General features: G+C 62.7%; 9 protein-coding genes. 4 read left to right on the forward strand and 5 right to left on the reverse strand.

Annotated elements, in window-relative coordinates; translation table 11 throughout:
• The 3 genes from IB272_RS33140 to IB272_RS33150 all read left to right on the forward strand — a co-directional run bounded on the left by IB272_RS33140 (nucleotide 1) and on the right by IB272_RS33150 (nucleotide 3,178).
• Nucleotides 1–1,011 carry an ABC transporter permease gene (locus IB272_RS33140; protein ID WP_034803379.1) on the forward strand — a complete coding sequence of 337 codons (1,011 nt, stop codon included), beginning with the start codon at nucleotides 1–3 and terminating at the stop codon, nucleotides 1,009–1,011.
• An 11-nt stretch (nucleotides 1,012–1,022) separates the two neighbouring features.
• Nucleotides 1,023–2,006 (forward strand): ABC transporter permease, encoded by a 984-nt coding sequence (locus IB272_RS33145; RefSeq protein WP_060580698.1) that lies wholly within the window; start codon nucleotides 1,023–1,025, stop codon nucleotides 2,004–2,006.
• Between the two features lie 521 nt (nucleotides 2,007–2,527).
• Nucleotides 2,528–3,178: a glutathione S-transferase family protein gene (locus IB272_RS33150; RefSeq protein WP_192445794.1), complete on the forward strand. Its 651-nt coding sequence runs from the start codon at nucleotides 2,528–2,530 to the stop codon at nucleotides 3,176–3,178.
• Between the two features lie 26 nt (nucleotides 3,179–3,204).
• Here the strand turns inward: IB272_RS33150 and IB272_RS33155 are convergent, their stop codons facing one another.
• The 5 genes from IB272_RS33155 to IB272_RS33175 all read right to left on the reverse strand — a co-directional run bounded on the left by IB272_RS33155 (nucleotide 3,205) and on the right by IB272_RS33175 (nucleotide 8,974).
• Nucleotides 3,205–6,357, reverse strand: a complete 3,153-nt coding sequence (locus IB272_RS33155) for an efflux RND transporter permease subunit (RefSeq protein WP_192445795.1) — start codon at nucleotides 6,355–6,357, stop codon at nucleotides 3,205–3,207.
• Between the two features lie 28 nt (nucleotides 6,358–6,385).
• Entirely contained in the window at nucleotides 6,386–7,489 is a 1,104-nt protein-coding gene (locus tag IB272_RS33160; RefSeq protein ID WP_348646843.1) for an efflux RND transporter periplasmic adaptor subunit, read from the reverse strand.
• A gap of 255 nt (nucleotides 7,490–7,744) precedes the next feature.
• Nucleotides 7,745–8,218 (reverse strand): SRPBCC family protein, encoded by a 474-nt coding sequence (locus IB272_RS33165; protein WP_090302489.1) that lies wholly within the window; start codon nucleotides 8,216–8,218, stop codon nucleotides 7,745–7,747.
• On the reverse strand, nucleotides 8,211–8,726 hold the full coding sequence (locus IB272_RS33170; protein ID WP_060580694.1) for an SgcJ/EcaC family oxidoreductase: 516 nt from the start codon (nucleotides 8,724–8,726) through the stop codon (nucleotides 8,211–8,213). Before IB272_RS33170 ends, IB272_RS33165 begins: the two co-directional genes overlap by 8 nt.
• On the reverse strand, nucleotides 8,726–8,974 hold the full coding sequence (locus IB272_RS33175) for a hypothetical protein (protein WP_060529873.1): 249 nt from the start codon (nucleotides 8,972–8,974) through the stop codon (nucleotides 8,726–8,728). The genes IB272_RS33170 and IB272_RS33175 overlap by 1 nt, the downstream gene beginning before the upstream one ends.
• A gap of 95 nt (nucleotides 8,975–9,069) precedes the next feature.
• Between IB272_RS33175 and IB272_RS33180 the strand changes: the two genes are divergently transcribed.
• A complete protein-coding gene (locus IB272_RS33180; protein ID WP_060521191.1) occupies nucleotides 9,070–10,008 on the forward strand; it encodes a LysR family transcriptional regulator in 939 nt (312 codons plus the stop codon).
• Nucleotides 10,009–10,366: the final 358 nt, after the last annotated feature.

A 10,366-nucleotide genomic window follows, 5' to 3' on the forward strand; every position in this document is an offset into this window, starting at 1 on the left:
ATGACGACGATCGAGACCCCTGCCCCGCAGCCGTCGGGAACCCTTTCGTCCGGAAACAGGCTTTTGACGCTCGCCAGCCGCTACGGCACCTTCGTCGCCTTCCTGGCGCTGATCCTCTTCAACGTCGCCGTCACGCCGAACTTCCTGTCCTTGCAGACGCTGAACGTGAACCTCACCCAGGTTGCGACAATCGTCATCGTCGCGACCGGAATGACGCTCGTTATTGCCACCGGCGGCATCGACCTCTCCGTCGGTTCGTTGATGGCAATTGCCGGCGCACTGGCGCCGATGATCTTCATGGGCCAGTTCTGGCCGGTGGAAAACATGGCGCTCGCGGTGGCTCTTGCCTTCCTCTTGCCGATCGCCGCCGCTGCCCTCTTCGGCCTCTTCAACGGTTTCCTCGTCACCCGCTTTTCGATCCAGCCGATCATCGCCACGCTTGTGCTGTTCATCGCCGGCCGTGGCATCGCCCAGGTGATGACCAACGGCAACCTGCAGGTCTTCAAGAATGAAGGCTTCCAGTTCATCGCACTCGGTCGCATCGCCGGCGTTCCGGCCCAGGTCCTGCTGATGATCGTCATCGTCGCAGCGGCTTTCGCGATGATCCGCTACACCGTCATCGGCCGACAGATCATCGCCGTCGGTGGCAACGAGAAGGCCGCCCGCCTGACCGGCATACCGGTGAAACGGGTCAAGCTCTTCGTCTACATGATAAGCGGCGCGCTTGCCGGTGTGGCCGGTCTCATCGTCGTTGCCCGCAACTCTGCAAGCGATGCCAACCTTGTCGGCCTCGGCATGGAGCTCGATGCTATCGCCGCGGTTGCTGTCGGCGGGACGCTACTGACGGGCGGACGGGCCAACATCGTCGGCACGGTACTCGGCGCGCTCGTGATCCAGCTGGTGCGTTACACGCTGCTTGCCAATGGCGTTCCGGATGCGGCAGCGCTCATCGTCAAGGCCGGGCTGATTGTCACCGCCGTCTTCATCCAGCAGCGCGCCAGCAAACATTAGAGGCAACCACGATGCAACCGATCCTCCGCCTCTTCCTGGTCAAGAACTCCGGCGACCTTGCCCGGTTCGGCGTCATCCTGGCGCTTGCCGGTCTCATCCTCTTCGGGGCGCTGCGCTATGAAAACTTCCTGTCGCCCTATAACATCCTGAGCTTCCTGCGCTACAACTCGATGTTCGCGCTGATCGCGCTCGGCATGGCCTTTGTCATCATCACCGGCGGCATCGACCTGTCGGTCGGCGGCACGGCGGCGATGGCAAGCGTGGTGGCAGCCCTGTTATCCCCCTATCATTGGGCGGCGGGGCTTGCGGGCGGCATGGCGGCAGGCCTTGCCGTCGGCGCGCTCAACGGCTTCATCATTACGAAGATGCGGATCCAGCCCTTCATCGCCACACTCGCGACGATGCTCGCCGCCTATGGCACCGGCCTTTTGTTAGCGGACAACCAGTCTGTCTCAGTCTCCTATGACACCGGTTTCACGGTGATCGGGCAGGACGATTTTTTGGGCTTCCCCATTCCCGCCTGGATCGCGCTTGCGGCCTATGTGTTCGGCTGGCTCGTGCTGCAAAAGCTCTCGATCGGACGGCATATCCTGGCGATCGGTGACGGCGAGGCGACGGCTGGCCTGATGGGCCTGAAGGTGGAGCGCGCGCTTGCCGGCGTCTATCTCGCCTCGGGCACGCTCGCCGGTCTTGCCGGCGTCATCCTCGCTTCCCAGTTCGGCGCGGGGCAACCGACGGAAGGCGTGGGCTGGGAACTCTTCGCGATCGCTTCCGTCGTCGTCGGCGGTACGCTGTTGACCGGCGGTTCCGGCTCAGTTGGTGCGACGCTTGCCGGCGCGCTGCTGCTTGCCATGGTCTTCAACATCCTGAACTTCGAAAACGGCCTCGGCTGGATCTCGCTTTCCGCCTACTGGCAGTCCGTTATCCGCGGCGCCTTCCTGCTCGTCGTGGTCGTGCTTCAGGCAAAGCTGATGGCACGGCATCGCAGCACCTAGACCCTCCGTCGCGAACGGGGCGCGAACATCCACAGGACGAAACGGGGAAACCTACCCCTGGATTAGCCCTCGTGGAGCAGGAACAATGCGTGACCGCTAAAGGTGCAAGCCCGCGCCAATAGGATTGCGCATCGCAGCGATAAGCAGACAGCAAAAAAGGCCGGAGCGCGCTGGCTCCGGCCTTCTTTTCTTTTTCGCTCTCAAGGCTTCTGCCAGTACATCCATGGTCAAAAGGCGAAAGCGATACGCAATTGCCGGCATCAACTTCCATTGCGCTCGACAATAACGTTTATGACACTTTTATACTTCGCCACGGCTGTTGGAGCAAGCTGTCCATTCGGGCTAGTCTCGACGAGCAGTACGTCTTTTTGAAGCGAGCCGGCTGTTCTCCGACCGAGGAAGAGATCACTTTATCTGCCAGCATCATCGCGGTTTCCGCTTCCGGCGCCGAGCGGCGAAAATGAATGTCGGCATCCCGCTCGGCCAATCGTCTTCAGGACAGGCAAGCCGTGGAGGATAAGATGACGATCACGATTACCGCCTTTGAAAAATCGCCCGATCGCGGCCGAGGTCTCGCACGCGACATGCGCGTTCGCTGGGCGCTCGAAGAAGTGGGGCAGCCCTACGAGGTTCGCCTCGTTACCTTCAAGACGATGAAGGAACCTGCGCACATCGCGCTTCAGCCGTTCGGGCAGATCCCTACCTATCAGGACGGCGACCTTGCCCTGTTCGAAACCGGTGCCATCGTGTTTCATGTCGCGGAGCGTCATGCCGGCCTGCTTCCAAGTGACGCCGATGCCCGCGCACGGGCGATCACTTGGATGTTTGCCTCGCTTAACACCGTGGAGCCGCCGATCCTCGAGCGTGAAGCGAGCACCTACGTGGAGCGGGACAAGGACTGGTATCAGGAGCGCCTGCTGATGCTCGAAGATCGTATCCGAGTTCGGCTCGCCCAATTGTCCAGGCGGCTCGCGGAGGCCGACTGGCTCGATGGCGCCTTCAGTGCCGGCGACCTGCTGATGGTGACGGTGCTGCGCAGGCTGGAAAACTCAGGCTTGCTCGACGCGTATCCCAACCTCTCCGCCTACGTCGCGCGCGGCAAGGCGCGGCCGGCCTACAAGCGCGCCTTCGATGCGCAGCTTGCGGTCTTCACATCCGCCTCATCCGCCTGAGGGTAGCGTGATCCCGGAACGCCGGGCTATCCGTGTCCCGGCTGATCGTCGACCGCAGTCGGTCGTTCGCCCCTGGTGATCTGCAGCCCCTGGCGAACCAGGCGGGAAGCGACCCGCATGAAATCTTCCATGTACAGATAGATGACCGGGGTCACGAAGAGGGTCACAAGCTGCGACACCAGCAGGCCGCCGACGACGGCGACCCCAAGCGGCTGGCGCAGTTCTGCGCTGGCGCCGCTGCCGATCGCAATCGGCAGCGTGCTCATGATCGCAGCAACCGAGGTCATCATGATCGGGCGGAAGCGCATGACACAAGCCTTATGGATGGCCTCGGCGGCCGGCGAACCGGCGCGCTGCAGCGTCAGCGCAACGTCGATCATCATGATGGCGTTCTTCTTGACGATACCGATCAGCATTAGCACGCCGACAATAGCGATGATCGAGAGGTCGAAACCGCCGAAATGGATGGCAAGCAACGCCCCGGATATGGCTGACGGGAGACCGGAAAGCACGGTCAATGGATGGATCAGGCTTTCATAGAGAATACCGAGCACGAGGTAGATCGTGACGATCGCCGCCAGCACCAGCAGACCCTGGTTGGCGGCGGCGTCTTCGAATAACTGCGTGGTGCCGTAATTGCGGGTCGTCACCTCAGACGGCATGCCGATTTCTGCCTTGAGGCGGTCGATCTCCGCAAGGGCGTCACCGAGGGCGACCTTGGCCGGCAGGTTGAAGGAAAGCGTGACCGCTGGCAGCTGGCCGAGCTGGTTGATGGTGAGCGGTCCGGATACGGTCTCGACCCGGGCGAAGGCCCCGAGCGGAACAAGGCCGCCATTGGCACTGCCGACACGCAGTTCGTCGAACTTGTCGGCTGACCATTGCATCGAGGGATCGAGTTCCAGGATCACTTCGTAGCTGTCGCCCGCCGTGTAGATCGTCGAGATCTGCTCGGTACCGAAACTGCCATAGAGCGTGGTGCGCAGTTCGCTCGCGTTGACCCCGAGCGTTGCCGCCTTGTCGAGGTCGACCACGAGGCGTGTTTGTGGAGCGTTGATCTGAAGGTCGCTGTTGACGTCGGTAAAGAAGGTCCGATCCGCGCTCATCGCATCATGGAGCTTCTGCGCCCATTCGTTCATCAACGGCTGATCGAGGCTCTGGAGCACCAGCTGGTACTGGCTGGCCGACGCGCGCGATCCGACCGAGAGGTTCTGGACCGGCGACATGAAGGCCTGGATACCGGGGATCGCCGCCAGCTTCCGGCGCAAATCCGCAAGGACGGTTTCAAGCGGCGGACGCTCGGTCTTGGGCTTTAGCTCGACGAACAGCCGACCGGAGTTGAGCGCGCTCGACGCGCCGCCCGAGCCGATCGTGCTTGCCACATGGTCCACGTAGGGCGAACTGGCAAACACCGCCTCCACATTGGACTGGAGCTTCGACATGGCGGCGAAGGAAATGTCCTGGCGTGCTTGGGTCGTAACCTGCAACTGGCCGATGTCCTCCTGCGGGAAGAACCCCTTCGGGATCGTGGCGATCTGGTAGCCCGTGATCGCGACGGTAAACAGGAAAAGCAGAAACACCAGCGCGCGCGCCTTTATGCAGAGCGATAGCAGCCGCTCATAGGCGCGCAGAAGCCCGTCGAAACCTCGTTCGAATACAAGATCCAGCTGCCGCAGCCAGCGCGCTTTCTCTGCTCCATCCGCCCTCGCCGGAAGCCGCGCTGCAAGCATCGGCGTCAGGGTAAGGGAAACGAAGGCGGAAGCGAGGATGGCAACGGTGACGACGATCGCAAATTCGTTGAGAATGCGGCCGATCACGCCGCCCATCAGCAAGACGGGAATGAAGACCGCGACGAGCGACAGCGAAATCGCGATGATCGTAAAGCCGATCTCACGCGAACCGATGAGCGCCGCCGAGAAGGCATCGATGCCGTCCTCTTCCATGTGCCGCACGATATTTTCCAGCATGACGATGGCGTCATCCACCACCAGCCCGACGGAAAGCGTGAGCGCCATCAGCGAGATATTGTCGATCGAAAAGCCAAGTGGATACATCGCCGCGAAGGTGGCGATGATCGAGATCGGAACGGCAAGCGCCGGAATAAGCGTCGCCCAGAGGCGGCGAACGAAGGCGAAGATGACGAGGATCACGAGGCCGACGGTGAGGATCAGGGTGAACTGGACGTCGTGCACCGCCCCGCGGATCGACATGGACCGGTCGCTGAGCGTTTCGATCGAGGCTGCGGCCGGAAGCGACTGGCGAAGCGACGGCAGAAGCGCCTGCACCCGGTCGACGACTTCAACAGTATTTGCATCCGGCTGCCGCTGGATGGCCAGGATGATCGCCCGCGAACCGTCGTGCCAGCTTGCCGTCTGGTTGTTGGCAACGGAATCGATCACCGTCGCGACGTCACCGAGCCGCACGGGCTTGCCGTCGACGCTTTTGACGATGATATCCGCGAAACTGGCGGCATTCATGCGCTGCGTGTTCGCAACGATCGCCGCCTGACGATCGCTGGTCTGCGCGGTGCCGAGAGGCGAATTGTCGTTCGCCGCCGCAACCGCCGTCCTCAACTGGTCGACGGAAATGCCGCGCGCGGCAAGCGCGTCAGGATGCATCTGAATGCGCACGGCATATTGCTGGCTGCCGAAGATGGACACTTCCGCCACCCCGTCGAGCACCGAAAGCGTGGGCGAAATCACCTGCTGCGCGATGGCGTCGAGGGTGGTGAGCGGCACGGTGCTGCTCTTCAGCGCCAGGAGCAAAACCGGTGCATCCGCCGGGTTGACCTTCCGGTAACTTGGCGGCGCCGGCATGTCCTGTGGCAGCAGCCTGAGCGTCCTGGTGATAGCTGCCTGCACGTCGGCGGCGGCGGCATCGATGTTGCGCCCGAGCACGAACTCGATTGAAATCGATGTCGAGCCGAGTGCATTCGTCGTCGAGATCGTGTCGATCCCGGCGATGGTGGCGAACTGCTTGATCAGTGGAATGGCGACCGACGTCGACATGGTCTCGGGCGAGGCGCCGGGCAACGAGGCAGAAACGTTGATGACCGGGAAATCCGTTCGCGGAAGCGCGGCTATCGGCAGGACGAGATAGCTGAAAACGCCTGCCAGGATGAGCGCGACCGATAACAATATGGTCGCGATCGGGCGGCGGATACTGAACTCGGACAGCGGCATTTCACGCACTCCCGAATGATGGCAAATCCTAATCCGCGGCCAGATCGGCCGCGCCTGCAGCGACAACGACATCACCCGACTTCAGCCGCGCCTGTCCTTCGATGATGACCCGGTCACCGGCGGCAAGGCCCGTGCCGATGGCGGCCTCCTTGCCGTCGTCGGCCAGCACGGACACGGCGCGGGTCTCGACCGTGTTGTCATCCTTCACATCAAAGACGAACGGGCCGTCCTGCCCGGGCTGGACCGCAACGCTCGGGATAACAGGCGCCTGATGCAGTTGCGCCTGATCGATATCGACATCCACGAACTGGCCCGGCCAGAGCTTCTGAGCGGTATTGGGGAAGGTCGCGCGCATGGCGATGGTGCCGGATGCGGTATCGACGGCAGAATCGATGAAATCGAGTACGCCTTCGCCGATCACTGTTTGCGTGCCGCTCGACCTGGCACGAACCAGTGGAGGCGTCCCGCGGTCAATCAGATCCTTGAACGTCTGCAAGCGCTCTTCCGGCAGGCGGAACGTAACGTCGATCGGGTCGATCGCCGTGATCGTCACCAGATTGTTCGATGTCGCGCCCGATTGGCCGACAAGATCTCCGAGCGCGACCTGCACGGCGCCCAGGCGTCCACCGATCGGCGCGGTGATCTCGGTCAGGCTCAGCGCGACCTGATCGGCATCCACGGTGGCGCGATCGGCATCCAGAGTCCCCTGCGCCGCCTGCTGAAGCGAGAGAGCGGTGTCATAGCTTTGCTGGGTGCCGGTCTTGTCGTCGCGCAAGGTTTTGGCACGCTCGAGTTCCGTGTTGGCGTCGGCAAGCTGCGCGGTATCCTTGGCGACGATCGCCTGGTCACGGGCAAGCCCGGCCTTTATCGTGCGGTCGTCGAGCGTGAACAGCAGGTCGCCCGCCTTGACCATCTGCCCGTCCTTGATGTGGATGGCCGTGATCTGGCTCGCAATGCGCGCGCCCACTTCCACGGTATCGGGGGCCTGCACGTTGCCCAGGGCATGGACGACAACGGGAACATCTTTAAGCGTCACTGTCGCCGTCTGCACGGACACGGCGCCACGCTTGGTACTGACGGCCGCGTTGGCTGGCAATTTCGCTTCGCTCGGCACGGGCTTGCGCGCCACCACGAACCCGACGGCCGCGATTGCGAGAAGAACGACGGCGATACGACACGTGACACTTGATCGGCTGAGCATCGGCGCCTCCGCAGACCTTGCTGTCGGCACGCGGCGATAGGTGGTGCCGACTATCGGAAGCTGGGCCTAAATGTGGCCGCTTCAATGGCGCAACACTCTGAAAAACAATTAAAAATTGTTCATCTTCGGGTGTCGTTCATCAGGTTTTGACGGCCATCGCTTCAGTGGTGACGGTTCCTCCGTCCGTCAGGCATCGGCCGGCGCGCGCTCGACTTCGTCGGCAAGCGCCTGAAACAATTCGCGAAACCCAACCTCACGTTCGCCCGGCTCGTTGAGACGATCGAGGAAGGCGGCCTGCTCGGTGTAGTTGAGGCGCGTTCCCTCGCCGTCAGCGGAAAATTCGAGGGTTCCGAGAGAAGCCGAAATCGGCCTTCCCGCCACGGTCATCGTGTAGGAGAAGACGATGCGCTTATTCGCAACGATCTCAAGATAGATCGTGTCGTTGCACATGACCGGGCCGTTTCCGAAGCGGAAGCGGCTGTGCTCGCGGCCGCCGACCTCGAAAGACGAGGTGAATTCGTCGACCGTCCACCCCTCCCCTTCGAAGAACCAGCGTCGTTTGGTGGCGGGATCCGCAAAGGCATGGAAAACGGTCGCCGGTGTTGCGGCGTAGCTGCGGCGAATGACGAAGGTGGCGTGGCCGGCAGATCTTTCATTCATGTGCTTGGGTCTCGCCGCTGGTTGCTTCATCCACCGCCCGCTGCTGGGCGGCGATCTTTTCGTTCTGGTGCGTGGTGTTCTGGGCGACAACGATCCTCCAGGCGCCATCGTGGCGTCGAAGAATATAGAGCGGCCGCCCCTCGTCCTCGCCCGGCCGGCGGTTGCCTTCGGCATCGACAGGAATTTGCCGCACGTTCACCGCGACGACATCCGCATGCAGGAAGGTGATGCGCTCGACGTCGTAGAGCGCCTGAAAATCGCGAAACAGGTTCGGGAGTACGGCGGCGGTGAAGGCATGGATTGCCGGCGCACCGACGATTTGGCGCCCGAATGCGGTTGTCCATACGGCCTGTGGCGCCAGCAACGAGACGAAACCGTCGACGTCCCGGAGCCATTGGGTCTCTTCGACCCGGGCGACGAGCGCGAGAACGGCACTGACATCGCGGGCATCAGGTGACGATACGCCACGAGCTTGGCCGATTGCGGGAATGGGGCGCATGCGCGGCATCACGGCGTGCTCCCAACGGTGCGGTACCCGACCGCTAGAGCCTGGGCGACAGATCCGGAAACGTGGGTGCGAAATACCGGATCCACGCCAGGCCCTAGCAGCAGGAAAGCCTCGTCCGGCGGCCGGCCGGCGATAGAAGCTTCATCGACGTTGCACGGGACGGAAGAGGCGAAGATACGGACGGTGATGCGATCACAGTCGCATGCCTCCCGCGTGTCGGAGGTGTGATTGATGATCGGCCGTTCCATTGCCTGCTCCCTTAACCCGTGGGCGGAGCATTGCCCAATTCAAATGATCAATGTAATTGCTCAAATATCGATCACTTTGATCGGGATGGCCGATCATGCTGGATGCCTTGACGCTCGACCAGTTGCGCGTATTCGTCGCCGTCGTCGACCACGGTTCGTTCCGGGCGGCAGCGCGCGCGCTCGGGCGTGCCCAATCCGGCCTCAGCAGCGCCATCCTGAACCTCGAAACGGAACTGCGCCTGCCGCTGTTCGACCGCTCCCAGCACCGCCCCGAATTGACGAAGGCCGGAGCGACCCTGCTTGCAGAAGCCAGGACCTTGCTGATAAAGGCCGACGCGCTGCGGGCCAAGGCGAACGGCTTCAATCAGGGCATGGAATCGGCGCTGCGCGTGGCGCTCGACCCGCTGCTTCCTCTGCCGGATATTGCACGGGTCATCAGCGATTTTACCCGCGCCCATCCCGGCGTGCGGGTGGAGCTTGTGACGGCGCCGATGACGATGGCGTTGAGCCTGGTGCTCGACGGCGACTGCGACCTCGGCCTGACGGCGGCACAGGAAACGGACGCACATATCGCCAGCGAGGCGGTCGCAGCCTTTCCGGGCATGGTTCCGGTATGCGCCGGCGGTCATCCCCTGGCCGCACCCCGCGACGGAACCGTTGGCCTGACGACGGTCGACCTTGCCGACCATCTGCAGATCGTCGTTGCGGATCCTGCAGCCGATGCGCAGGCGGTGAGCTACGCAGTCTTCTCGCAGCAAACGCTGAGGGTCAGCGACCTTGCGACCAAACACGCCCTCATTCTTGCCGGGGCCGGGTGGGGTCATCTGCCGCTATGGCTGGTCGCGGCAGATCTTGGTGAAGGGCGGCTCTGCGAGGTGCCACTCGCGGCCCGCAACGGTCTCCCCGGCCCGCTTCTCCCCCTCTACACGATCCGCCGGATCGATCGGGTCCGCGGACCCGCAATGGAAAGCCTGTGCAGGCTCATGATTGCCCACTTCGGCGGTCAGCCGCAGGCCACATCGGCGCTCCCCTGATCGGGCTAGCAATACGCAGACGAGTTCGAGAAGGTAGCCAGGGGGTTGACGTCTGCGAGCGGAGCGTCTTCAGTTCGCCCCGAATAGGGTTGCCGCCTTGCAACGGGGCGGCCACGTCCCCATCTCCAGATCTCAAGGTCGCCTGGCCAGGCGACCTGTTCCCCATTGACCTGATCCTACGGCATCGCGCTCAAAGCGGCGAACTTCATTCAGTAAAGGGTTTCCCATGGTTCACTACCCAGACATCCTGCTTCATATCGACGGCGCCTGGCGGCCGGCGCGTTCCGGCAAGACCATTCCCGTCATCGACCCGGCCAACGAGGAAACGATCGGCCAGGTGGCCTGGGCCGAAGTGGAA

The sequence above is a fragment of the Ensifer sp. ENS08 genome (genome assembly GCF_014852195.1).
Taxonomy (GTDB): domain Bacteria; phylum Pseudomonadota; class Alphaproteobacteria; order Rhizobiales; family Rhizobiaceae; genus Ensifer; species Ensifer adhaerens.

What these genes read in the sequence shown, in the direction of transcription:
- IB272_RS33145 (WP_060580698.1), top strand. Translation starts at nt 1,023, where the DNA reads ATGCAACCGATCCTCCGCCTCTTCCTGGTCAAGAACTCCGGCGACCTT.
- IB272_RS33155 (WP_192445795.1), bottom strand. Translation starts at nt 6,357, where the DNA reads ATGCCGCTGTCCGAGTTCAGTATCCGCCGCCCGATCGCGACCATATTG.
- IB272_RS33140 (WP_034803379.1), top strand. Translation starts at nt 1, where the DNA reads ATGACGACGATCGAGACCCCTGCCCCGCAGCCGTCGGGAACCCTTTCG.
- IB272_RS33180 (WP_060521191.1), top strand. Translation starts at nt 9,070, where the DNA reads ATGCTGGATGCCTTGACGCTCGACCAGTTGCGCGTATTCGTCGCCGTC.
- IB272_RS33165 (WP_090302489.1), bottom strand. Translation starts at nt 8,218, where the DNA reads ATGAATGAAAGATCTGCCGGCCACGCCACCTTCGTCATTCGCCGCAGC.
- IB272_RS33150 (WP_192445794.1), top strand. Translation starts at nt 2,528, where the DNA reads ATGACGATCACGATTACCGCCTTTGAAAAATCGCCCGATCGCGGCCGA.
- IB272_RS33170 (WP_060580694.1), bottom strand. Translation starts at nt 8,726, where the DNA reads ATGCCGCGCATGCGCCCCATTCCCGCAATCGGCCAAGCTCGTGGCGTA.
- IB272_RS33175 (WP_060529873.1), bottom strand. Translation starts at nt 8,974, where the DNA reads ATGGAACGGCCGATCATCAATCACACCTCCGACACGCGGGAGGCATGC.